The sequence below is a fragment of the Streptomyces venezuelae genome, assembly GCF_008642375.1.
In the GTDB taxonomy this organism is placed as follows: domain Bacteria; phylum Actinomycetota; class Actinomycetes; order Streptomycetales; family Streptomycetaceae; genus Streptomyces; species Streptomyces venezuelae_G.
Genome location: NZ_CP029194.1, coordinates 3,203,047 through 3,227,332, shown reverse-complemented (window position 1 = coordinate 3,227,332; position 24,286 = coordinate 3,203,047). Strand labels below are relative to the sequence as shown.

11 protein-coding genes and 1 pseudogene are annotated in these 24,286 nt (G+C 73.5%); 4 read left to right on the top strand and 8 right to left on the bottom strand.

From position 1 onward, the window contains the following. Positions 1 to 77: 77 nt before the first annotated feature. Entirely contained in the window at positions 78 to 13,703 is a 13,626-nt protein-coding gene (locus tag DEJ46_RS40765) for an SDR family NAD(P)-dependent oxidoreductase (RefSeq protein ID WP_411757752.1), read from the bottom strand. A gap of 807 nt (positions 13,704 to 14,510) precedes the next feature. Between DEJ46_RS40765 and erm (DEJ46_RS14275) the strand changes: the two genes are divergently transcribed. Next, positions 14,511 to 15,518, top strand: a complete 1,008-nt coding sequence (gene erm / locus DEJ46_RS14275) for a 23S ribosomal RNA methyltransferase Erm (protein ID WP_150266628.1) — start codon at positions 14,511 to 14,513, stop codon at positions 15,516 to 15,518. A gap of 293 nt (positions 15,519 to 15,811) precedes the next feature. Here the strand turns inward: erm (DEJ46_RS14275) and erm (DEJ46_RS14270) are convergent. The 3 genes and pseudogenes from erm (DEJ46_RS14270) to DEJ46_RS14260 all read right to left on the bottom strand — a co-directional run. Beyond that, positions 15,812 to 16,570, bottom strand: a pseudogene (gene erm / locus DEJ46_RS14270) (23S ribosomal RNA methyltransferase Erm); the annotation flags it as partial. Between the two features lie 319 nt (positions 16,571 to 16,889). After that, positions 16,890 to 17,558 (bottom strand): peptide-methionine (S)-S-oxide reductase MsrA, encoded by a 669-nt coding sequence (msrA, locus tag DEJ46_RS14265; protein WP_150266626.1) that lies wholly within the window; start codon positions 17,556 to 17,558, stop codon positions 16,890 to 16,892. Positions 17,559 to 17,687: 129 nt separating this feature from the next. Further along, the gene (locus DEJ46_RS14260) at positions 17,688 to 18,797 is read right to left on the bottom strand and encodes a hypothetical protein (RefSeq protein ID WP_150266624.1); all 1,110 of its coding nucleotides are present in this window, start codon (positions 18,795 to 18,797) and stop codon (positions 17,688 to 17,690) included. 72 nt (positions 18,798 to 18,869) lie between these two features. On the opposite strand from DEJ46_RS14260, the gene DEJ46_RS14255 reads away from it, so the two are divergent. Next, positions 18,870 to 20,024, top strand: a complete 1,155-nt coding sequence (locus DEJ46_RS14255; protein ID WP_150266622.1) for a cystathionine gamma-synthase — start codon at positions 18,870 to 18,872, stop codon at positions 20,022 to 20,024. 152 nt (positions 20,025 to 20,176) lie between these two features. Here DEJ46_RS14255 and DEJ46_RS14250 read toward each other — a convergent pair whose 3' ends face one another. From DEJ46_RS14250 to DEJ46_RS14235, 4 genes are all read right to left on the bottom strand, one after another. Further along, complete coding sequence (locus tag DEJ46_RS14250) at positions 20,177 to 20,368, bottom strand: DUF1059 domain-containing protein (protein ID WP_150266621.1); 192 nt, start codon at positions 20,366 to 20,368, stop codon at positions 20,177 to 20,179. 72 nt (positions 20,369 to 20,440) lie between these two features. Then, the gene (locus tag DEJ46_RS14245) at positions 20,441 to 20,692 is read right to left on the bottom strand and encodes a hypothetical protein (RefSeq protein ID WP_150266619.1); all 252 of its coding nucleotides are present in this window, start codon (positions 20,690 to 20,692) and stop codon (positions 20,441 to 20,443) included. Beyond that, on the bottom strand, positions 20,689 to 21,183 hold the full coding sequence (locus DEJ46_RS14240; protein ID WP_150266617.1) for a sigma factor-like helix-turn-helix DNA-binding protein: 495 nt from the start codon (positions 21,181 to 21,183) through the stop codon (positions 20,689 to 20,691). Before DEJ46_RS14240 ends, DEJ46_RS14245 begins: the two co-directional genes overlap by 4 nt. A gap of 31 nt (positions 21,184 to 21,214) precedes the next feature. Further along, positions 21,215 to 21,742, bottom strand: coding sequence for a MarR family winged helix-turn-helix transcriptional regulator (locus DEJ46_RS14235; protein WP_190622642.1), 528 nt, complete (start codon positions 21,740 to 21,742; stop codon positions 21,215 to 21,217). A gap of 149 nt (positions 21,743 to 21,891) precedes the next feature. Here DEJ46_RS14235 and ilvA point away from each other — a divergent pair, with 149 nt between their 5' ends. After that, complete coding sequence (gene ilvA, locus DEJ46_RS14230; RefSeq protein ID WP_150266613.1) at positions 21,892 to 23,121, top strand: threonine ammonia-lyase; 1,230 nt, start codon at positions 21,892 to 21,894, stop codon at positions 23,119 to 23,121. 114 nt (positions 23,122 to 23,235) lie between these two features. Next, positions 23,236 to 24,282: an ATP-binding cassette domain-containing protein gene (locus tag DEJ46_RS14225; RefSeq protein WP_150266611.1), complete on the top strand. Its 1,047-nt coding sequence runs from the start codon at positions 23,236 to 23,238 to the stop codon at positions 24,280 to 24,282. The last annotated feature ends 4 nt before the right edge of the window (positions 24,283 to 24,286 follow it).

The following is a 24,286-nucleotide window of genomic DNA, read 5'->3' as shown; positions in this document are numbered from 1 at the left end:
CCGAGGCGCGCATGAAGTGATTCGAGTCGAGGTGCCCGGGACGGGGTCCGGGGCGGGAGGCGGCCGTGCGGCAGGGATCAGTCCGTGCTGGCGTCCATGTCGAGGAGGCCGAAGAGTTCCTCGGCCGAGGCGTTCATGAAGTCCGGCACTCCCGCGCCGTCCTCGCTTCCGCCCCCGGCCCCGTCGGCGTAAGACCGGTCCCCGGTCCCGGATCCCCCGGACGTCGTCCCGTTCCCGTTTCCGTTCACGGCCCTGTTCCCGTTCCCGGTCCCGCTTTCGCCCGTGACCATCGAGCGCAGGGACCGCAGGTGCTCCAGTACTTCTTCGCTCCCGGGGGCGTCCGACAGACCCGTCAGCACCAAGGCGCCTTCCAGGCGGGTGAGTTGTGCCAGCAGCGCATCCGTGTCGGCGGTGCTCCTGGTCGCCGTGGACCCGCCCCCGTCCTCGTCCCCTTCCCCGTCCTGACCCGCAGCGCCGCGCGGCAGCTCGGCGTCCAGGTGGGAGGCGAGGGCGGCCGGGCTCGGGTGGTCGAAGACCAGGGTCGCCGGGAGGGCGAGGCCACCGGCGGAGTTGAGCCGGTTGCGGAGTTCGACGGCGGTCAGGGAGTCGAAGCCGAGGTCGAGGAAGCCCCGTTCGGCGTCGATGCGGTGGCCGCGGGCGTGGCCGAGCACTTCCGCGACCTCGCCGACGACGAACTCCAGGAGGAGACGCTGCCGCGCGGGCCCGTCCACGGCGGCGGCCCGGTCGGCGAGCGTGACCGCCGCCGGTGCCGCCGCGCCGGCCGCCGTCCCCGGCGCGCCCGCCGTCCCGGCCGTCCCGGCTGTCGCCGTGGCGGAGGCCGCGGAGGGCCGGGGCCGGACGGTCCTGGCGCCGACGACGTCCCGGAAGAGCGCGGGGATCCCGGCCGGGTCGTTTCCGGCCGCGTCCCGCAGTCCGGCGGCGTCGAGCCGCAGGGGCAGCAGGACCGGGTACCGGTCGTCCCGGAGGGCGGCGTCGAGGAGCGCGATGCCCTCGGCGTCGCTGATCCCGCCGATGCCCGCACGACTCATCCGGCGCAGGTCCGCCGGGCCGAGTCCGCCGGTCATGCCGCTGTTCTCGGCCCACAGGCCCCAGCCGAGGGAGTGGGCGGGGAGTCCGGCTGCGCGGCGGCGCCGGGCGAGGGCGTCGAGGGTGGCGTTGGCGGCGGCGTAGGCGCCTTGTCCGGCGCCGCCGAAGACGGCGGCTGCGGAGGAGAACATGACGAACGCGGCGAGGTCGTGGTCGGGTGTCGAGGTCAGTTCGTCGAGGAGGAAGGCCGCGTCGACCTTGGGACGCAGTACGCGCTCCACGTCCTGCGCCGTCATCGAGGGGACCGTGCCGTCGGACAGGACGCCGGCGGTGTGGACGACGGCGGTGAGCGGGTGTTCGGCGGGGACGGCGTCGAGTACGGCGGTGAGGGCTGTGCGGTCGGCGACGTCGCACGCGGTCACGGACACCTCGGCGCCCAGGGCTTCCAGCTCGCGCACCAGCTCGCCGGCGCCCGGTGCGTCCGGGCCGCGGCGGCTCAGGAGCAGCAGGCGGCGCACGCCCCACTCGCTCACCACGTGCCGGGCCACGATGCCGCCCAGTCCGCCGGTGCCGCCGGTCAGCAGGACCGTGCCCTCCGGGGCGAGCGCCGGCGCGCCGGTGCCGGGCCCCGGCCTGACGGAGGCCAGGCGGGCCAGCCGGACGGTCCCGTCGTGCAGGGCGAGCTGGGGCTCGTCCCGCAGGCCCGCGTCGGAGAGGACCGAGGGCAGGGCGCGGTACGACGAGGCGTCGTCGGCCAGGTCCAGCAGACCGAAGCGGCCGGGGTTCTCGGTCTGCGCGGTGCGTACGAGACCCCACGCGGCCGCGTGCGACAGGTCCTCGCCGCCGTCGGCGCCGCCTGACCCCTCGGGGTCCCGCACCGCTCCGCGGGTGACCAGGAGCAGGCGGGCGCCCGAGAGGTGTTCGTCGGCGAGCCATGCCTGGAGCAGCCCCAGGGTCCGGGCCACCGTGCCCCGTACACCCTCGGCGCCGCTGTCGGCGGGACCCGCGGGCAGCGGGGCAAGGACCGTACGGGGCGCCGGGGCGCCGGCCGCCACGTCCCAGGCCAGCGCGGCCAGGTCGGGGTAGAGCCCGACCTCGACGCCCGCCGACTCCAGGGCGGCGGCGACCTTCAGCTCGTCCTTGCCGAGGACGGCCGTCGGCCCGTACGAGGAGAGTCGCGGGTCCTGCTCGTGGACGGAGGCCGCGGAGGCTGCAGAGGCCGGAGAGGAGGCGGAAGCGAGGGCGTACGGACGCCAGGCCACCCGGTGCATCAGCCCGACGACGCGGCTCGCGGCCGTCGGGCCTGCGGTGGCCGGGCGCAGCGTGAGGCGCTCCACGGAGACCAGCGGGCGGCCCTCGCCGTCCGTCAGGGACAGCGAGACGGCGTCCTTCCCCGCGGACACGAGCCGGACCCGGGCCGCCGCGGCACCGGCCGCGTGCACGGTGACACCGCTCCAGTGGAACGGGACGCGGACGACCTCGGGCTCGTCGACGAGACCGCCGACCGCGATGGCGTGCAGCGAGGCGTCGAGCAGCGCGGGGTGGATGCCGTACGGGGCGGCTGCCTCGTGTGCGCCGCCTTCCGCGGTCGCGTTCGTGGTCGTGGGGAGGGCGATGTCGGCGAAGACCTCACCCTCGTACCGCCACACCGCGTTCAGCCCCTGGAACAGCGGACCGAAGGCGAGGCCGTTCCCGTCGAGCCGCTCGTAGAGACCGTCGAGCGGGATCTGCTCGGCGCCCTGCGGCGGCCAGGCGTCCGCACGGCCGGGCTCGGCCGGCGGCTCGGGCCGGTCGGAGGCCAGCAGGCCGGTCGCGTGGCAGGACCACGGGGTGCCGGCGGGCGCGTCGGCGAGCCGCGAGTGGAGCGAGACGGGCCGTGCGCCGTCCCCGGCCGGCTCACGGCCGACAGGCCCGCCGTCGGGCTCTCCGGCCGGATCCGCGACAGGCTCCCCGACCGTCACGCGCAGCTCGACCCCACCGTGCTCGGGCAGCACCAGCGGTTCGAGCAGGGTCAGCTCCCGTACGTCGCGCAGACCGGCGGACTCCGCGGCGTGGGCGGCGAGTTCGACCATCGCCGTGCCGGGGAGCAGGACGCTCCCCAGGACGGCGTGGTCCGCGAGCCACGGGTGGGTGCGCAGGGAGAGTCGTCCTGTGAGCAGCAGGCCGTCCCGGTCCGGGAGGCTGACCACGGCGCCGAGCAGCGGGTGATCGGCGGCGCCCAGGCCGAGGCCGGCGGTGTCCACCGCGGTGTCCTCCGCAGGGGCGTCCAGCCAGTAGCGGTCGCGCCGGAAGGAGTACGTGGGCAGGTCCACGCGGCGCGCTCCGGTTCCGGCGAACCAGGCGTGCCAGTCGGGTCCGGTGCCGTGCGCGTGAGCCCTGCCGAGCGCGTCCGCGACGGTCTCGGTCTCCGACCGCTTGCGGCGCAGCAGCGCCACGAGCAGCGGCCGGGGCCGGAGGACGTCGGGGGCGGCGTCGGCGGCGGAGTCCGCGGGGGAGCCGACGGGAGAGCTGAGGACGGAGTCCGCGGGGGTGTCCGAAAGACCGTCGGCCGCCATGGCGGTCAGGACCCCGTCGGGGCCCAGCTCCAGGCAGGTCCGCACGCCGAGGTCGCGCAGGACGCGGACGCCGTCGAGGAAGCGGACGGTGCCGCGGACGTGCCGTACCCAGTACTCGGGGTCGCACAGCTCGTCCGGGCCGGCGGCCAAGCCGGTGACGTTCGAGACCACGGTCAGGGAGGGGCGCCGGAACTCCACCGTCTCCAGGACGGTACGGAACCCGTCGAGCATCCCGTCCATGTGCGCGGAGTGGAAGGCGTGGCTCACCCGCAGCGCGCGGGTCCTGCGGCCGAGACGGGTCCAGTACGCCTCCGCCTCCCGTGCCGCGTCGGCGTCGCCGGACAGGACGGCGGCCTCGGGACCGTTGACGGCGGCGACGTCCAGGCGTCCCGCGTACCGCTCCTCCGCAGCCAGCCACGCGCGGATCTCGTCCTCCGCGGCCTGGACGGCGAGCATCGCGCCACCGGCGGGCAGCTCCTGCATGAGCCGGCCGCGCGCGGCGACCAGACGGGCGGCGTCGGCGAGCGAGAACACACCGGCGACGTGCGCGGCGGCGATCTCGCCGACCGAGTGGCCGAGCAGCGCGGCCGGCCGCATGCCCCAGCTCTCGACGAGCCGGAACAGCGCGACCTCCAGGGCGAACAGCGCGCACTGCGTGTACCGGGTCTCGTCGAGCAGTGCGGCCTCCGCACTGCCCTCGGCGGCGAACATCACGTCGAGCAGGGGCAGTTCGAGGTGGCCGTCCAGGTGGGCGCAGATCTCGTCGAGCGCCCGGGCGAAGACGGGGTACTGGTCGTAGAGCTCACGGCCGGCGCCGGGGCGCTGACTGCCCTGGCCGGTGAAGAGGAACGCGGTGGTGCCGTCCCGGGCGGTGTCCAGGTGGACGTGGGCGGAGCTGCCGCCCCGGGCCAGCGTGGCCAGCCCCTCCAGGAACCCGTCCCGGTCGGCGGCGGTCACGGCGGCGCGGTGGGCGAAGGCGGTACGGCTCGTGGCGAGCGCGTAACCGATGTCCCGCAGGCGGTCCGGCCCGCCCGCATCGTCCGCGGCGTCGGGGAAGCCGCCGGCTCCGGTGCCGGTCAGCCAGCCGTGCAGGGCGGCGGCCTGGCCGCGCAGCGACTGCTCGTCCTTGGCGGACAGCACCCAGGGCAGGTGCCGGGGGAAAGCAGGCGCATCAGTCGCAACAGGCACATCGGCTGCCGTCTCCGGCGCCTGCTCCAGCACCACGTGCGCGTTCGTCCCGCTGATGCCGAACGACGAGACGGCGGCACGGCGCGGACCGGGCCCGGCCGGCCAGTCGATCGGCTCGGTGACGAGGGCCAGGCCGCTGTTCGCCCAGTCGACGTGCGCGCTCGGCTCATCGGCGTGGAGGGTCTTCGGCAGGGTGCCGTGACGCATCGCGAGGACCATCTTCATGATGCCCGCCGCACCGGCCGCGGCCTGCGTGTGCCCGATGTTCGACTTCACGGAGCCGATGGCGAGCGGCCGCTCGGCCGGCCGCTCCTTGCCGTAGGTGGCCTGGAGGCCCTGGGCCTCGATGGGGTCGCCGAGTGAGGTTCCCGTGCCGTGCGTCTCGACCGCGTCGATGTCGCCGGGGGCCAGCCGGGCGTCGGCGAGCGCCTGCCGGATCACCCGCTGCTGCGAGGGCCCGTTGGGCGCGGTCAGCCCGTTGCTGGCACCGTCCTGGTTGACGGCCGTGCCGCGGACGACGGCGAGCACCGGGTGACCGTTGCGCCGCGCGTCCGAGAGCCGCTCCACGAGCAGCAGACCGACGCCCTCCGCCGCACCGAACCCGTCGGCGTCCGCCGAGAAGGCCTTGCTCCGGCCGTCCGGGGCGAGCGCCCGCTGCCGGCTGAACTCCACGAACATGTGCGGGGTCGCCATCATCGCCACGCCACCGGCGAGCGCCATCGAGCACTCGCCGCTCCGCAGCGCCCGCACCGCCAGGTGCAGGGCGGTCAGCGAGGACGAGCAGGCGGTGTCGACGGTCGCCGCGGGCCCTTCGAGGCCGAAGGTGTACGCGATACGGCCCGACGCGACGCTCGGTGTGCTGCCGGTCAGCAGGTAACCCTCCACGCCCCGCGGGGCGTTCGGTACGCGCGCGGCGTAGTCCTGGTACGAGAGGCCGATGAAGACACCGGTGCTGCTGCCGCGCAGCGAACCCGGCTCGATGCCGGCCCGCTCGAAGGCCTCCCAGGACGTCGCCAGGAGCATCCGCTGCTGCGGGTCCATGGCGAGCGCCTCGCGCGGCGAGACACCGAAGAACTCCGCGTCGAACTCGGCAGCGTCGTGCAGGAACCCGCCCTCGCGGACGTACGCCCTGCCGAGCGCGTCCGGGTCGGCGTCGTACAGGCCGTCGAGGTCCCAGCCCCGGTCGGTGGGGAACGGCGTGATGCCCTCGCCGCCCTCGGCCAGCATCCGCCACAGGTCCTCCGGGCTGCGGATGCCACCGGGATAGCGGCAGCTCATGGCGACGATCGCGATCGGATCGTCGTCGACACCGACACCGACACCAGCCCCAGCCCCGGCACCGACGGGCCGCGCCCCCGCAGACTGCCGCGACTCCGCCGTCTCCTCGTCACCGAGGAACTCGGTACGGAGCAGCGACACGAGGGCCAGCGGCGTCGGGTGGTCGAAGACGAGCGTCGCGGGCAGCGCGAGCCCGGTCGCCCGGGTCAGCCGGTTGCGGAGCTCGACACCGGCGAGCGAGTCGAAGCCGATGTCCTTGAAGGCCCGGTCGGCGGCGACGTCCTCAGGCGAACGCATCCGGAGCACGGCCGCGGCCTGCGCCCGTACGAGACCGAGGAGGATCTCCGTACGCTCGCCGGGAGCCGCGGAGGCCAGCCGCTCGGCCAGCGGGTTCCCGCCCGAGGCGGAGCTGCCGCCCGGCCCGGCCGTGGCGCTCTCCCGCGCGTCGATGATGCGCCGGACCTCGGGCAGCTCCTCGACGAGGGGCTGCGGGCGCCCGGAGGAGTACGCGAGGTAGAAGCGGTCCCAGTCGATGTCCGCGACGGTGATCGCGGTCTCGTCCCGCCCGAGGACGGACTCCAGTGCCGCCAGGGCGAGTTCCGGGTCCATGCCGGGCACGCCGTGGTCTCGCAGCCGCTCGGCCACCCCGTCACCGGCGGCCATGCCGCCACCGTCCCACGGCCCCCAGGCCACCGACACGGCAGCCCGGCCGGCGGCCCGGCGACGAGCGGCGAGGGCGTCGAGGTAGGCGTTGTGCGGGGCGTAGTTGCCCTGCCCGGGGATGCCCAGGGTGCTCGACACGGAGGAGAAGAGCACGAACGCGTCGAGATCGAGGTCCCGGGTCAGCTCGTCGAGCACCGAGGCGCCGACGGCCTTGGCGTGATGGGCCCGCCGGATCTGCTCGGCCGTCAGCGTGTCCACGATGCCGTCGTCGAGCGCGCCGGCGGTGTGGAGGACGGCGGTGAGGGGAGCGTCGGCGGGGATGCCGTCGAGGACGGCGCGCATGGCGTCGGGGTCGGCGACGTCGCAGGCGGCGACGGTGACGCGTGTGCCCAACACAGAGAGCTCGGCGGTGAGTTCGGCGACTCCCGGAGCCTGCTCGCCGCTGCGGCTGACAAGAAGAAGATGCTCGGCGCCGTGGCGGGCCAGCCAGCGGGCGGCGTGGCCGCCGAGGGCGCCGGTGCCGCCGGTGACGAGGACGGTGCCGCGGGGCTGCCAGTCGCGGAGGGGCCGGCGCCCGTGGAGGGGCGCACGGGCGAGGCGACGGGCGTGGAGCCCGGTGGTACGGACGGCGACCTGGTCCTCGCCGGTGCCGCCGGAGAGGACGGCGAGCATGAGGTCCAGGGCGGACGCGTCGGGCTGCGCGGGCAGATCGACGAGGCCGGCCCAGCGTTCGGGGTGCTCAAGGGCGACGACCCGGCCGAGACCCCAGAGCATGGCCTGCTCGGGGTCGGCGGGGACGTCGTCGCGCCCGACGGAGACCGCGCCACGGGTGACGGACCACTGCGGTGCGCCGATTCCGGCGTCGCCGAGCGCCTGCACCCAGGCGACCTGCGGAACGAGTCCGTCGAGGAGCGAGACGACACCGGCGAACTCGTCACCGGCCGTCAGCGCGGCGAGCCGGGCGGCGAAGGCCTCACGGTCGTCGTCCGCACCGGCCGTCAGCACCTCGACCTTCGCCCCGGCGCCGACCAGCGCGGTGAGCACGGCGGCGGCCTGCGCGGAGTGGTCCTCGGGGGTGACGGCGAGCCATCGGCCGGACAGGCCGGCGCGCTCGGTCCCCTCGGTGGCCGGGAGCCGCTTCCAGTCGATGCGGTAGCGCCAGTCGTCGCCGGTGGCGAGGGCGGCGGGAGTGTTCTCGAGCCAGTATCGCTCGGCCTGGAAGGCGTACGTGGGCAGCCGGGGGCGGGAGGTCGCGGCGGGCAGGAGGGAAGTCCACGCCACGGGAAGCCCGTTGGCCCACGCTTCGGCGAGCGAAGCGACCAGACGCTCCTGGCCGCCCTCCTCGCGGCGGAGGGTGCCGAGGCCGACGACCGACTCCGGGAGGGCCATGGTGAGGACGGGATGGGCGGAGACCTCGATGAAGTGGGTGAAGCCTTCTTCCTCGGTGGCGAGCGTGTCGACGGCGGGGGCGAAGCCGACGCGGTGGCGGAGGTTGCGGTACCAGTAGGAGCCGTCGAGTGCGGGTTCGGTGATCCAGGTGTCGTCGAGGGTGGAGAAGAAGGGCACGCGCGGAATCTGGGGTGCGAGCCCGGCGAGGACCTCGGCCAGCTCACCCTCGATGCTCTCGACCTGCCGGCTGTGGGACGCGTAGTCGACGGGAATGACCCGCGCCCGGACCCCATCGGCCTTGCAGGCCTGCGCGAGTTCTTCGATCTGTACGGGGTCACCCGACACGACGGTCGCGGTGGGCCCGTTGACGGCGGCGACGGACAGCCCGTCGACCCCGACCAGTCGCTGCAGGGCGTCGGTCTCGCTGAGGGCGAGGGAGATCATGCCGCCCTTGCCGGCGAGGTGGGTCGCGATGGACTGGCTGCGCAGGGTCACGACCCGGGCGGCGTCGTCGAGCGTCAGTGCTCCGGCGACGTAGGCGGCGGCGATCTCGCCCTGCGAGTGGCCGACGACGGCCTGTGGCGTCACGCCATGGTGCTGCCAGACCTTCGCCAGCGAGACCATGACGGCAAAGGTCACGGGCTGGACGACATCGACCCGCTCCAGCGAGGGCGCACCGGGTGCCTGGCGGACCACAGCCTCCAGCGACCAGTCCACGTACGGGGCGAGCGCGGCCTCGCACTCGGCCATGGAAGCCGCGAACTCCTCCGAAGCATCGAGCAGTTCGGCACCCATCCCGGCCCACTGCGTGCCCTGTCCGGGAAACACGAACGCCACCCGGCCGACCCCGGACGCCGTGCCGCGTATCAGCCCGTCCGGATCGGCCAGCGCCTGTACGAGGTCGCTCGTTCCGGCGCCCAGCGCGACGGCCCGGTGCTCGAACTCGGCGCGCCCGTCGGCCAGTACGCGAGCGACGGCCCCGGCGTCGACGCCATCCGCACGATCCCGCGAGGCGAACGCGGCGAGCCGCCCGATCTGCGCGTCCAGCGCGGCCGGAGTCCGGGCCGACACCACCCAGGGCACCACACCCGCGCCACCGGCCGACGGCTCGCCGGCCGAAGCGCTCTCGATCGCCGCCGGGGCCTCTTCGAGGACGACGTGTGCGTTCGTGCCGCTGATGCCGAAGGAGGAGACGGCGGCGCGACGCGGCCCGCCGTCCTCCTTCCTCGGCCAGTTCACGGCCTCGGTGAGGAGTTCCACGGCGCCGGCCGACCAGTCGATCTGGTCCGAGGGCTCGTCCACGTGGAGCGTCTTCGGCAGGACGCCGTGCCGCATCGCCTGAACCATCTTGATCACACCGGAGACGCCTGCGGCGGCCTGCGTGTGCCCGATGTTGGACTTCAACGACCCGAGCCGCAGTGGCTGTTCGGCGTCGCGCCCCTGGCCGTAGGTGGCGATGAGGGCCTGCGCCTCGATCGGGTCGCCGAGCCGCGTACCCGTGCCGTGGGCCTCGACGACGTCCACGTCGCCGGGTGCGAGCCGGGCGTCGGCCAGGGCCCGCCGGATGACGCGCTGCTGCGACGGCCCGTTCGGAGCCGTAAGACCGTTGCTCGCGCCGTCCTGGTTCACGGCGCTGCCGCGGACGACCGCGAGGACCTGATGTCCGTGGCGGCGGGCGTCAGACAGGCGCTCGACGAGGAGGACACCGACGCCCTCGGACCAGCTGGTGCCGTCCGCCGACGCGGCGAACGCCTTCGACCGGCCGTCCCCGGCCAGCCCGCGCTGCCGGCTGAACTCCACGAACATCCCCGGCGTGGGCATCACGGCCACACCGCCGGCGAGCGCCATGTCGACCTCACCCTTGCGCAGGGCCTGCACGGCGAGGTGCAGGGCGACCAGCGAGGACGAGCAGGCCGTGTCGACCGTCAGGGCGGGTCCCTCGAGGCCGAGCGTGTACGAGACGCGTCCCGACATCACGCTGGCTGTGTTGCCGGTCAGCAGGTAGCCGTCGAGGCCCTCCCCGCCGTCCCGCAGGCTCGGCCCGTACTCGTGGGTCATGGCCCCGGTGAAGACGCCGACCTGCTGCCCCCGCAGGGAGGTCGGGTCGATCCCGGCGTCCTCGACGGCCTCCCAGGAGGTCTCCAGGAGGAGGCGCTGCTGCGGGTCCATGGCGAGGGCCTCGCGCGGCGAGATCCCGAAGAAGGCAGCGTCAAAACCGGCGACGTTCTCGATGAACCCGCCCTGGCGGACGTACGACGTCCCGGGGTGCTCGGGGTCCGGGTGGTACAGCCCCTCCACGTCCCAGCCGCGGTCCTGCGGGAACTCGGAGATCGCGTCCCCGCCGCCCGCCACCAGCCGCCACAGGTCCTCGGGCGAGGCGACACCGCCCGGCAGGCGGCAGGCCATGCCGACGATCGCCACCGGCTCGTCGACGGCACCGGCCACCGCCTCCACCGCAGCCCGCTGCTCACCGTTCGCCGGCTCCCCGGCCGCTTCCCCGTGCACGAGGACGAGCAGCTGTTCTGCCAGCGCCTCGGGGGTGGGGAAGTCGAAGATCATGGACGGCGCCATTCGTACGCCGAAGGCGGCGTTGATCCGGTTGCGCAGGTCCACACCGGTCAGGGAGGTGCAGCCGGCCTCGCGGAAGGTGCGGCCGGCCTCGATCTGCCCGCCCGTCGCGTAGCCCAGCACGTGGGCCGTCTGTGCCCGGACCTTGTCCAGGATCACGCGCAGCTGCTCGTCCCGGCCGAGCGCCTCCGACTCGGCCGCCGAAGATTCGGCCGCCTCCGCGCGGAACACGGCGGGCTGCACCGGCAGCTCGGCCGCCGGGGCGAGCGCCTCGATCTCGCCCAGCCAGTGGCGCTCGGTCTGGAACGCGTAGGTGGGGAGGTCGTGGAGGCCGGGGTGGTGGCCGGTCGGGGCGGGGAGGAGCGGGCTCCAGTCGACCGGGAGTCCGTTGGCCCATGCTTCGGCGAGCGAAGCGACCAGACGCTCCTGGCCGCCCTCCTCGCGGCGGAGGGTGCCGAGGCCGGTGACGGTGTCGGGGAGGGCCATGGTGAGGACGGGGTGGGCGGAGACCTCGATGAAGTGGGTGAAGCCTTCTTCCTCGGTGGCGAGCGTGTCGACGGCGGGGGCGAAGCCGACGCGGTGGCGGAGGTTGCGGTACCAGTAGGAGCCGTCGAGTGCGGGTTCGGTGATCCAGGTGTCGTCGAGGGTGGAGAAGAAGGGCACGCGCGGAATCTGGGGTGCGAGCCCGGCGAGGACCTCGGCCAGCTCACCCTCGATGCTCTCGACCTGCCGGCTGTGGGACGCGTAGTCGACGGGAATGACCCGCGCCCGGACCCCATCGGCCTTGCAGGCCTGCGCGAGTTCTTCGATCTGTACGGGGTCACCCGACACGACGGTCGCGGTGGGCCCGTTGACGGCGGCGACGGACAGCCCGTCGAACCCGACCAGTCGCTGCAGGGCGTCGGTCTCGCTGAGGGCGAGGGAGATCATGCCGCCTTTGCCGGCGAGGTGGGTGGCGATGGACTGGCTGCGCAGGGTCACGACCCGGGCGGCGTCGTCGAGCGTCAGTGCTCCGGCGACGTAGGCGGCGGCGATCTCGCCCTGCGAGTGGCCGACGACGGCCTGTGGCGTCACGCCATGGTGCTGCCAGACCTTCGCCAGCGAGACCATGACGGCAAAGGTCACGGGCTGGACGACATCGACCCGCTCCAGCGAGGGCGCGCCGGGTGCCTGGCGGACCACAGCCTCCAGCGACCAGTCCACGTACGGGGCGAGCGCGGCCTCGCACTCGGCCATGGAAGCCGCGAACTCCTCCGAAGCAACGAGCAGTTCGGCACCCATCCCGGCCCACTGCGTGCCCTGTCCGGGAAACACGAACGCCACCCGGCCGACCCCGGACGCCGTGCCGCGTATCAGCCCGTCCGGATCGGCCAGCGCCTGTACGAGGTCGCTCGTTCCGGCGCCCAGCGCGACGGCCCGGTGCTCGAACTCGGCGCGCCCGTCGGCCAGTACGCGAGCGACGGCCCCGGCGTCGACGCCATCCGCACGATCCCGCGAGGCGAACGCGGCGAGCCGCCCGATCTGCGCGTCCAGCGCGGCCGGAGTCCGGGCCGACACCACCCAAGGCACCACACCGCCACGACCACGAGCGCCGCCGCCACCATCGCCACCGACCGACGGCTCGTCGCCCGAAGCGCCCTCGGCCGCCGCCGGGGCCTCTTCGAGCACCACATGCGCGTTCGTCCCGCCCATGCCGAACGAGGACACGCCGACGACCATCCGCTGCCCGTCGTGCTCCGGCTCCCACGGCAGGTACTCCGTGTTGACCCGGAGGTTCAGTTCCTCGAACGGGATCGCCGGGTTCGGGGTCTCGTAGTTGAGGCTCGCGGGCAGCGCGCGGCCGCGGAGCGCCAGGACGGCCTTGATGAGGCCGGCGATCCCGGCCGCGCCCTCCAGGTGCCCGATGTTCGTCTTGACCGAGCCGACCAGGAGGGGCCGTCCGGCCGGCCGGCCGGTGCCGAGCGCGGCGCCGAGCGCCGTCGCCTCGATCGGGTCGCCCACGGGGGTGCCCGTGCCGTGCAGCTCGACGTACCGCACGTCGGCCGGCGCGGTCCCGGCCTGCTCGTGGGCCTCGCGGAGCACGGCCTCCTGCGCCTGCGCGTCGGGGGTGGTCATGCCCTTGGCGGCGCCTCCGTTGTTGACGGCGCTGCCCCGGATCACGGCGAGCACCTGGTCGCCGTCGGCGAGGGCGCGGGAGAGCCGCTTCAGGACGACGAAACCGCCGCCCTCGCCGCGTACGTAGCCGTTGGCGCGGGCGTCGAAGGTGTAGGCGCGGCCGTCGGGGGAGAGGCCGCCGAACTTGCTCGCCCCGATGGTGCTGTCCGGCACCAGGTTGAGCGAGACGCCGCCGGCGAGGGCGAGCTCGGACTCGCCGCGCCGCAGGCTCTCGCAGGCGAGGTGGACGGCGACGAGCGACGAGGACTGGCCGGAGTCGACGACCATGCTGGGGCCGCGGAGCCCGAGCGTGTAGGAGAGCCGGTTCGCGATGACGCCCCGGTGGAGGCCGGTGACGGTGTGCGGGGTGATCGCGGCGCCGCCCTGGCGGTGCTTCAGGGTGGCGTAGTCGTCCCAGATGGCGCCGGCGAAGACGCCGGTACGGCTGCCGGTGAGCGAGGACGGGTCGATCCCGGCGCGCTCCAGGGCCTCCCAGCCCAGTTCCAGGGCGAGCCGCTGCTGCGGGTCCATCTCCGCGGCCTCGCGGGGCGAGATGCCGAAGAAGGCGGCGTCGAAGCGGTCGACGTCCTCGATGAAGCCGCCCCACCGGGTGTTGGCGCGGCCGGGGGCGGAGCGGTCGGGGTCGTAGAAGTCAGCGGCGTTCCAGCGGTCCGCGGGGACGTCGGTGACGGCCTGGCCGCCCGACGTCAGGAGTTCCCAGAACTCTCTCGGGTCCCGGGCGCCGGGGACCCGGCAGGAGATGCCGACGACGGCGACGGGTTCCGCTGTGCCGTGCGTGGAACCGGCGTCGTTCGACACGGACACGAATTCCTCGGACTCACTCTTGGACACTGTCGACATCTCTCCACGAATCATTTCGGCGCGCACATCACCGGTGGAAGCAGGAGAGAAGGAGTGCTCGGCACGATCAGGGCCGGCAGGGAGCAACCCCCGTCGGACCCGGACTTCCCCCCATGTCCCACGCTGCCGCCCCACGCCCTGTCACCGGTGTTCTCGCACCGGCCCTGGTAATTCCGGCTGAAGACATCCGGCTCCGTTTCCGGAAGCCGCCCTTTCACCCAACCCCAGGGCACCCCCCCTATGCTCCCCCTACGTTCCCCCTATACCTGGCGTCGACCCCAGGCCACGGGTGTCAGAAGGTGCCAGGGACCCCCCTTGTCGGGATGTCCGGGGGTGGTGCGTGCCGTGTGCGTGGTCCCTCATGGTGGAGTGCCGTCTCCCGCTCTATACCAATCGTCGGGAAATCCACGCCAGGTAAAGGGACAGGTAACAGCCGATCCTCGGGGAATGGCTCGATTTCACCCCTGACCTGACATACTCCGGCCGCGCGGGTGACGGCCGTCCGCCGTCCACCGCCTCAACCCCGCCCCCCTGAAGCCTCGTTGGCCGCACCCCGCCCCGGCAACCCTCCGTGCATCCCCAATGCCATTCCGTTGCACCTCACTTGGGGTCCGACGACTCCGCCACGCTCCGCGGTCACCCGCTCGCCTTCTCGCGCCCGCCCGTCACAGGCCCCTCTGTGACCGCTTACAACTCCTTTACGCCGGAACGCCGCTGGGCGAAGTCGACCTCCGGCTGCCCGGCGGACCGTGAGGTATGGTCCGTGCCAAGTCCATTGACCACGGCATCCAGGGGAGGGGATCGTTCATGGCAATGCGCGACTCCATACCGAGGCGAGCGGACCGAGACGTCCTGCGCCGCGAATTAGGGCAGAACTTCCTCCAGGACGACAGAGCCGTGCGCAATCTCGTCATGCATGTCGAGGGGGACGGACGGAACGTTCTCGAAATCGGCCCCGGAAAAGGCGCGATAACCCAGGAGTTGGTGCGCTCCTTCGACACCGTGACGGCCGTCGAGATGGACCCGCACTGGGCCGCGCACATGCGGAGGAAATTCGAGGGGGAACGGGTCACCGTATTCCAGGGGGATTTCCTCGACTTCCGCATTCCGCGTGACATAGACACGGTCGTCGGAAACGTACCCTTCGGTATCACGACCCAGATACTCCGGTGCCTCCTGGAATCGACGAACTGGCAGTCCGCGGCCCTGATAGTGCAGTGGGAGGTCGCCCGCAAACGCGCCGGTCGCAGCGGCGGATCGCTGCTCACGACCTCCTGGGCCCCGTGGTACGAGTTCGCGGTCCACGACCGCGTCCGCGCCTCGTCGTTCCGCCCGATGCCCCGGGTCGACGGCGGCGTCCTGACGATCCGCCGACGCCCCCGGCCTCTGCTGCCGGAGAGCGCGAGCCGCGCCTTCCAGAACTTCGCCGAAGCCGTCTTCACCGGCCCCGGACGAGGCCTCGCGGAGATCCTCCGGCGCCACATCCCCAAGCGGACCTACCGCTCCCTCGCCGACCGCCACGGAATTCCGGACGGCGGACTGCCGAAGGACCTGACGCTCACCCAATGGATCGCGCTTTTCCAGGCCTCCCAGCCGGGATACGCACCGGGCGCGACCGGCACCCGCACGCCCGCCCAGGGCGGCGGCAGGGAGCGGGAGTACGAGCCGGGGACGAGCAGGGCGGCCGTGCCCGGGGGCCGCAGATACGGCCCCACGCGCGGCGGCGACCCCTGCGCGCCCCGCGCACAGGTCCGGCAGACGAAGGGCCGCCAGGGCGCGCGAGGCTCGTCGTACGGACGCCGCACGGGCCGCTGACCGCCCGGCGGACAAGCCCCTGTCCGCCTCCCGCTGGTCTGGAGCGGGAGGCGGACAGGCAGGACGGGAACGGCTCACGCGCTCTCCGGCCGCCCCCTGCCCCACCTCTGATCGGGTCCGCCGGAGCTCCGTACGGCCTGCCCCCGGCCGCGCCGCGCCGACGGCCCGCCCCACCGGCCCGCGGACACCCGCCCGCTCCCGTGACCGGCCCCGACGCGTGCCGCACCGAACGAGCCGACCGCGCCGCCGGCCGTACCGCAGGCCGCGCCGTCGAAGGCGCCGTCGGCGGTCCCGCCGGTCAGCTCCCACAGCGAGGCCCACTGCCCGGGCTTGAGGTCCTTGGGCAGCGCGTGCGGCGAGATCTCGTTCCGCCGCAGCCAGGTCGCCAGGTCCCGCTGCGAGACCCGCCCGGTCCGCCGCAGGATCTCCTTCAGGCCGTTCCCCTTGCCGGTGAACACCTGGCGTACGAAGTCCTGGTACGTCTTCACCTGGCCCACGAGCGGCGCGGACCGCCGCCGGATGGCCAGTACCCCTCCGTCCACGCCCGGCATCGGACGGAACGCGCGCGCGGGGACCCGGGAGTGCAGGTCGAACTCGTACCAGGGGGCCCAGCCGGCCGTCAGCAGGGTCGACCCGCCGACGCCGGCCCGGCGCCGGGCGACCTCCCACTGGACGAGGAGGACGGCGGTGTGCCAGTGCTGGGCGTCGAGCAGCCGCCGCATGATCGCCGTCGTCAGATGGAAGGGCACGTTGCCGACGACCACATGCGGGTGGCGCGGCAGCGGGAACTGCAGGAAGTCGTGGTGCACGACGGTCACATGACCGGGAGTGCGGACACCGAGGCGCTGCGCGCGCCGGCCGTCGAGCTCGACGGCGGTGATCGGCCTGCCGTGCCTGCTCAGCGGCAGGGTCAGGGCGCCGTCACCCGGACCGATCTCCAGTATCGGACCCTTGGTCCTGGCCACCAGGCCGTCGATCTCGTCGATCACGGACCGGTCGACGAGGAAGTTCTGACCGAGCTCGTGCCGGCCGCCCTGCGGGGAAAATGCCATGAGTCTGCTCCGCGAAACCGTTCGGAGCCGGAGCAGCACGAAGAGCCGCACCGGCGGGACCCGGAAGCGGAGGGCCTGAACGAACGCGAGAGCGCGAGTACCGACGCGGAAACGCGAGGACGCGCGAAGAACGAGACGCGTGAAGAGGGCCCGCCGCTAGGAGCGGCGCAGCCTCATGTAACGGGCCTGAGAGTGGCAGAACTGCATGGCGCCAGCGTAACACCGCCGGAAACCGGCCCTGTTGGCATTCCCCGGGCCTCCGATGCCCCCGCCCGTGCCGGCGGAGGCCGGCGGAGGCCGGCGGGGGCATCGGCCGAGCTCACGCCCCGGGCGCCTCGGCGACGCCGATCGGGCAGGAGACACCGGTGCCGCCGATGCCGCAGTAGCCCGCCGGGTTCTTGTCCAGATACTGCTGGTGATACGCCTCCGCCGGATAGAACGGCCGCTCCTCGTCCGCCGGCAGGACGGTCGTGGTGATCTCGCCGTAGCCGGAGCCCGCCAGGACCTTCTGGTAGGCCGCGCGGGAGGCCTCGGCCTTCGTGGCCTGGCCGGGCGTGTGGGTGTAGACCGCCGAGCGGTACTGGGTGCCCACGTCGTTGCCCTGGCGGAAGCCCTGCGTCGGGTCGTGGGACTCCCAGAAGAGCTTCAGGAGGGACTCGTACGAGACCTTCGACGGGTCGAAGACGACCCGGACGACCTCGGTGTGGCCGGTCAGACCGGAGCACACCTCCTCGTACACCGGGTTCGGGGTGTGGCCGCCCTGGTAGCCGACGAGGGTCGTCCAGACGCCCTCGGTCTGCCAGAACTTGCGCTCGGCGCCCCAGAAACAGCCCAGGGCGAAGTCGGCGACCTCCAGGCCCTCGGGGTAGGGGCCGAGGAGCGCGTTGCCGAGGACCGTGTGGCGCTCCGGGACGGAGAACTCCGGCTCCGGGCGGCCGCGCAGGGCCTGCTCGGGGGTGGGGAGGACGGGGGTGCGGGACAGGAACATGCTGCATCTCTCCTCAGCGGTCGGCAGTCCTCACAACAAGGGAGGGCCGGGAGGGATTCCCCTCCCGGCCCCGCCGCTGTGGCCCGCCCCGCCGCAGTGCTCCGTCCCGCCGCTGTGGACCGTCCCGCCTCAGCGCGGCAGCGTCACCGGGCTCCCGCCGTTCGCCTCGTACCCCGCCACCGCCAGGTTCCGGTAGACCGTGTACTCCGCCGCCGGGTCACCGCTCAGCGTCCACGGCATCGCGCCCACGTGCCCGTCGATGTGCACGAGCTGGTGCATGGCCTCCGCCCAGCGCTCGCCGCGCACCAGGAACCAGACCAGCAGATGGCGGACGTGCGCGAGCATCGGGTCGTCGCGCCGGGCCGAGTGGACCGCGTACAGCGCGCCCTCGGTCGCCTTGCTCACCACGGCCGTACGGAAGAAGTCCTGCACGAGCACCACGTCCGGCACGTGCTCGTACACCGCGAACAGCGGCAGCGCCGCAAGCAGCGAGCCCCGCGGGGCGCGCGCCGCGGCCGTCGTCGCGAAGTGGTCGGCCTCCTCGCGCGAACCGTGCCACTTCTCGCACCAGTAGTGCAGGGCCGCCAGATGCGCCCCCATGTGCTGCGGAGCGCGGTCGATGACCTTCGCCCACACCTGGTCGAACTGCTCGTGGCTGTAGCCGAGGCCGCGCGCCACGGCCAGCTGCGTGATGTACGGGACGGGGTCGCCGGGCGCGAGCAGGGCCGCCTCCTCGGTGACCTTCAGCGCCTCCTCCAGGATGATCCGGAAGTCGTCGGACCCCGCCGACGAGGAGCGCCACGCCTGCTGCACCAGGAACTCGGCGTGCACGGCGGCCGCGCCCGGGTCCTTCGGCGCGTCCGCCCGCCAGGCCCGCAGCCACGCCCCGCCCACACCGGGCCTCTCCTGGAGCTCCAGGGAGGCCGCGCCGGCGAAGGCCTGGACGCGCTGCCAGCGCACCTCGCCGTCCTTGTCGGTCTCGGCGAGCAGCCGCGAGGCCGCCCGCCACTCCTGGGTGGCCTGGACGACGTCGAGGACGTGCAGCAGGTCGTCGTCGGCGCCGGGCAGCCGTACGTCCAGCTCCTCCTGCCGTACGAAGCCGTACGCCTCCGGATCCGCCGCGTCCGGCGCGCCCGGCGCGACCTGCCGGATCCCGACACCGCCCCGGCGGCGCCGCAGGTAGGGGCCGAGGATGCTGACCAGCAGCACGATCGCGATCAGGAACCAGAGAATCTCCATGCGTCCATTGTCCAGGACACCCGGTGAGACGAACGAAGCGGCGGGGGGCGCTCAGGACTACGCTCCTGACCCATGAGCGACCAGCACTCTCACCAGAACTTCGAGACCCGCGCGATCCACGCGGGCAACACCGCCGACCCGCTGACCGGCGCGGTCGTCCCGCCCATCTACCAGGTCTCCACCTACAAGCAGGACGGCGTGGGCGGGCTGCGCGGCGGATACGAGTACAGCCGCAGCGCGAACCCGACCCGTACCGCCCTGGAGGAGAACCTGGCGGCCCTGGAGGGCGGCCGGCGCGGTCTCGCCTTCGCCTCCGGTCTCGCCGCCGAGGACTGCCTGCTGCGCACCCTCCTCGCCCCCGGCGACCACGTGGTCATCCCGAACGACGCCTACGGCGGCACCTTCCGGCTCTTCGCCAAGGTCGTGCAGCGCTGGGGCGTCGACTTCTCCGTGGCGAACACCTCGGACATCGACTCCGTGCGGGACGCCGTCAACGACCGTACGAAGCTGATCTGGGTCGAGACCCCCTCGAACCCGCTCCTCGGCATCACCGACATCGAGGCCGTCGCGGGCGTCGCCCGCCAGGCCGGCGTGAAGCTCGTCGTCGACAACACCTTCGCCTCGCCCTACCTCCAGCAGCCGCTGGCGCTCGGCGCGGACGTCGTCGTGCACTCGCTCACCAAGTACATGGGCGGCCACTCGGACGTCGTCGGCGGCGCGCTCGTGACGGCCGACGAGGCTCTCGGCGAGGAGCTCGCGTACCACCAGAACGCGATGGGCGCGGTCGCCGGGCCGTTCGACTCGTGGATCGTGCTGCGCGGCATCAAGACGCTCGCGGTGCGCATGGACCGCCACAGCGAGAACGCGGCGAAGATCGTCGAGATGCTGACCCAGCACCCGAAGGTCACCCAGGTCCTCTACCCGGGCCTGCCCGAGCACCCGGGCCACGAGGTCGCGGCCAAGCAGATGCGCTCCTTCGGCGGCATGATCTCCTTCCGCGTCGAGGGCGGCGAGGAGGCGGCGGTCGAGGTCTGCAACCGTGCACAGCTGTTCACGCTCGGTGAGTCGCTGGGCGGCGTCGAGTCGCTCATCGAGCACCCGGGCCGCATGACGCACGCGAGCGTCGCGGGCTCCGCCCTGGAGGTCCCGGCCGACCTGGTCCGGCTCTCCGTGGGCATCGAGAACGTCGACGACCTGCTCGCGGACCTCCGCCAGGCCCTGGGCTAGACCGGACAGGATCCGGGATCCCGGATCCTGTCCGCACGTCGCCGGGCACCCCCGCGGTGCCCGGCTCCGCGTGCAGGGCGTACGGCGTAGGACATCAGGCCCTCGGAGACGGGGCCGTCAGGCGTCCGGCGTCAGGCATCCGCCACCGGGCGTCAGGCGGGGACCTTCTCGTCCTCCAGTTCCGAGCGGATCCACTTCCGCAGCTCTGGGGTGTCCTCGTGACCGTGGACGGAGACCGCGTGCTCGGCGGCGGCCCGTACCACTTCCTCCTCCTCGCCGCTGATGGCGAGGGTGCAGTTCATGAGGCTGGGAGTATTGCGGCAGTCGGCGACTTTCCTGGTCATGGCGACCTCCAGACGGCCCCTCCTCCAGGCTAGGCCCGTCCGCCCCGGCCTTCGACTCCACCGCCCGCCGGTTCACCAGCCTTCGAGCGGCGGTGTCGTCCCCGCCGGCGGGACCTCCCACGGCCGCTCCACCGACGCCCACACCAGGAACGCGAACGCGGCCACGACGAACAGGCCCCACAGCACCCGGCGCGCCACCCGTTCCCGGCGGGCCCGCCGCGCCCCGCGCTCCACGGCCTGTACGGCGAGATCGGCGGGGACCGGCGGGTGCGGGGTGTCCAGCATCCGCCGGACCGCCGCCTCCTTGTCCTCGTGCCGGCTCATGCGGCGGCCTCCCCGCGCGGGGCACGTGCCGCCGCCCGGAGCGCGGCCACCGAGCGCGCGCAGACGGCGCGGACGCGCGCCTCGGAGAGCCCGAGCAGTGCGGCGACCTGTTCCTCGGCCACGCCCTCGTACAGCCGGAGCACGACCACGAGCCGTTCCTGCGGGCCGAGCGCGGCCAGCGGGCCCCGGCCGCCGTGGTGGCGCCACGCGGTGCGGGCGAAGCGGGCCGCGAGGTCGCGGCGCGCGAGGTCGTACGGGTCCTCGTCGCGCAGCCGCCCCCACACCGCGTACGTGTGCGCGAGGGCGGCGCCCAGCAGGGCCCTGGCATGCGGGTTGGAGGTGCGGGACTCGGCGGTGAGCAGGGTCGCGGCATGCAGCAGCCGGCCCGCGGCCCCGGCCACGAACGCCTCGAACTCCCGTGTGCGGTGGGACGGTTCGCCGTGTGGACGGTGGCGGGTCCGGTCGCCGGGTCCGCTCCGATGCTCTCGCACCCCCTCATAGGAGGGCAGCGGGAGGCCGGGGTCAAGAGGTCGGTGCGGACTCCGTCCCCGTACCGCCCGTGCCGTGCCCCGAGTGGGCCGACTGCCGTGCGGACAGGGCGGTGTTGAAGCGCGTGAGCAGCGTGCAGAAGGACTCGCGCTCCTCCTGCGTCCAGCCGTCCGTGACCTCCACCATCAGCTGGCGGCGCGAGGAGCGGACCTCCTCCAGGCGGGCGAGGCCGCGCGGCGACAGCTGGAGCACGACCGCGCGCCCGTCCTCCGGGTGCGAGGTCCGCTTGACCAGGCCGGTGTCGACGAGCGGGGCGACCTGCCGGGTGACCGTGGACGAGTCGATCCCCATGCCCGCCGCGAGTGCCTTGACGCCCATCGGCCCTTCCTGGTCAAGCCGGTTGAGGAGGAGGTAGGCGGCCCGGTCCATGGAGTTGCGGAGCTGCCCCGTGCCGCCGAGGCGGGTCTGCTCGGCCCGGCGGGCGAAGACGGCCACCTGGTGCTGGAGGGCGTCGAGGAGACCGGGGTCGAGCTCAGTCGTCATGTCCTGAGATGTGGGCATGGCTGTGGGTCTCTCTCGTGCGGGGGTGGTCGGTCGGTGGGGGACAGAGTACGCGGACCCGGGGGGGTCCGTACCGGGGCTGCGCAAACCCGATCCGGCACCCGTCCGCCGGGCGGCCACGAGGGCGGTGAGCTGCGAGACTTGCTGTCATGAGCTTCCGTACGCGAGACCCCTTGCACCACCTCATGCTGGACGACGTGCGCGGGGCGCAGAAGATGCTGTCCGGGGTGGCGCGGATGACCGCGATGGAGGGCAGCCGCCACCTGTCGTCGCTGGTGGGGGCGCCCGTCCACCTCAAGTGCGAGAACCTCCAGCGGACGGGCTCCTTCAAGCTGCGCGGGGCGTACGTGCGGATCGCGGGGCTGCGGCCCGAGGAGCGGGCCGCCGGGGTCGTCGCCGCCTCGGCGGGCAACCACGCGCAGGGCGTCGCGCTCGCCTCGAAACTGCTCGGTGTGCACGCGACGGTCTTCATGCCGGTCGGCGCTCCGCTGCCGAAGGTCGCGGCCACCCGGGAGTACGGCGCCGAGGTCCGGATGCACGGCCATGTCGTCGACGAGACGCTGGCGGCGGCGGAGGCGTACGCGCGGGAGACGGGCGCGGTCTTCATCCACCCCTTCGACCACCCCGACATCATCGCGGGGCAGGGCACGGTCGGCCTGGAGATCCTGGAGCAGTGCCCGGAGGTCCGGACGATCCTCGTGGGCATCGGCGGCGGCGGTCTCGCGGCCGGTGTGGGCCTCGCGGTGAAGTGGCTGCGCCCGGACGTGAAGGTGATCGGTGTGCAGGCGGAGGGCGCGGCCGCGTACCCGCCGTCGCTGGCCGCCGGGCATCCGGTGGTGATCGAGTCGCCGGTGACGATGGCGGACGGGATCAAGGTGGGCCGCCCGGGCGACGTGCCGTTCGCGCTGGTCCAGGAGTACGTGGACGAGGTCCGCACCGTCTCCGAGGACGACCTGTCCTCGGCGCTGCTGCTCTGCCTGGAGCGGGCGAAGCTGGTCGTCGAACCGGCCGGCGCCAGCCCGGTGGCGGCGATCCTGGCCGACCCGAAGGCCTTCCAGGGGCCCGTGGTCGCGATCCTGTCCGGCGGGAACGTCGACCCGCTGCTCCTCCAGCGGATCCTGCGGCACGGCATGGCCGCCGGGGGCCGCTATCTGAGCCTGCGGCTGCGGGTGACGGACCGGCCGGGGGCGCTGGCGACCCTGCTCGCGGTCCTCACGGTCGTCGACGCGAACGTCCTCGACGTGAGCCATGTGCGGACGGACCCGCGCCTGGGCCTGACGGAGGCGGAGGTCGAGCTGCACCTGGAGACGAAGGGCCCGGAGCACTGCCGGGAGGTGGCGGAGGCGCTGCGGGACGCGGGCTACACGGTCCTCGGCTGACCAGGACCACACAGTCCATGATCATGTGGCGAGGATCACAAATTCATGGGGCGAGGACCGCCCGCCAATCCTAGGATCGGTAGGAAACGCCCGAATCTCCCTGGGAGAACCCACATGCCAGGCGCGATCTACGCCGAGGGTCTGGTGAAGACCTTCGGTGACGTACGAGCTCTGGACGGCGTCGACCTCGACGTACCCGAGGGCACGGTCCTGGGCCTCCTCGGCCCGAACGGCGCGGGGAAGACCACCACCGTCCGCGTGCTGACGACGCTGCTCCAGCCCGACAGCGGCAGGGCCGTCGTCGCCGGGGTCGACGTCCTCAGGCATCCCGAAGCGGTCCGCCGCTCGATCGGCCTCTCCGGCCAGTTCGCCGCTGTCGACGAGTACCTCACCGGCCGCGAGAACCTGCAGATGGTCGGCCAGCTGTACCAGATGAAGGCGAAGGCGGCGAAGGCCAGGGCCGACGAGCTGCTGGAACGATTCCTCCTCGCGGACGCCGCCGACCGCACCGCCAAGACGTACTCCGGCGGCATGCGCAGACGCCTCGACCTCGCGGCGGCCCTCGTCGTCTCCCCGCCCGTCATGTTCATGGACGAGCCGACCACCGGCCTCGACCCGCGCAACCGGCAGGCGCTCTGGGAGGTCATCAAGGAGCTCGTCGCGGGCGGCACGACACTGCTCCTCACCACCCAGTACCTGGAAGAGGCCGACCACCTCGCCCACGACATCTGCGTCGTCGACCACGGCAAGGTCATCGCGCGCGGCACCTCCGACCAGCTCAAGGCCCAGACGGGCGGCGAGCGCGTCGAGGTCGTCGTCCACGAACCGGAGATGATCGCGGGCGCCCGCGGCGTCCTCGGCCGTTACGGCATCGCGGGCCGCGGCCCGGACGAGGTCTCCGTGGAGGACCACACCCGCAAGCTCACCGTCCCCGTCTCCGGCGGCGCCAAGCTGCTCGCCGAGGTCATCCGCGACCTGGACGCCGTCGGCGTCGAGATCGACGACATCGGCCTGCGCCGCCCCACCCTCGACGACGTCTTCATCTCCCTGACCGGCCACGCGGCCGCGCTCACGGAGGAGGAGAACGGCGGCGCGCCCCCGAAGGACGGCCGCGGGCAGGACGGCCGCGGCCGCCGGCAGACGAAGGAGACGGCCAAGTGAGCAC

Coding starts and splice junctions, on each gene's coding strand:
- erm (WP_150266628.1), top strand. CDS start 14,511: ATGGCAATGCGCGACTCCATACCGAGGCGAGCGGACCGAGACGTCCTG.
- DEJ46_RS14250 (WP_150266621.1), bottom strand. CDS start 20,368: ATGACCAGGAAAGTCGCCGACTGCCGCAATACTCCCAGCCTCATGAAC.
- DEJ46_RS14235 (WP_190622642.1), bottom strand. CDS start 21,742: ATGCCCACATCTCAGGACATGACGACTGAGCTCGACCCCGGTCTCCTC.
- DEJ46_RS14255 (WP_150266622.1), top strand. CDS start 18,870: ATGAGCGACCAGCACTCTCACCAGAACTTCGAGACCCGCGCGATCCAC.
- msrA (WP_150266626.1), bottom strand. CDS start 17,558: ATGTTCCTGTCCCGCACCCCCGTCCTCCCCACCCCCGAGCAGGCCCTG.
- ilvA (WP_150266613.1), top strand. CDS start 21,892: ATGAGCTTCCGTACGCGAGACCCCTTGCACCACCTCATGCTGGACGAC.
- DEJ46_RS14245 (WP_150266619.1), bottom strand. CDS start 20,692: ATGAGCCGGCACGAGGACAAGGAGGCGGCGGTCCGGCGGATGCTGGAC.
- DEJ46_RS40765 (WP_411757752.1), bottom strand. CDS start 13,703: ATGTCGACAGTGTCCAAGAGTGAGTCCGAGGAATTCGTGTCCGTGTCG.
- DEJ46_RS14225 (WP_150266611.1), top strand. CDS start 23,236: ATGCCAGGCGCGATCTACGCCGAGGGTCTGGTGAAGACCTTCGGTGAC.
- DEJ46_RS14260 (WP_150266624.1), bottom strand. CDS start 18,797: ATGGAGATTCTCTGGTTCCTGATCGCGATCGTGCTGCTGGTCAGCATC.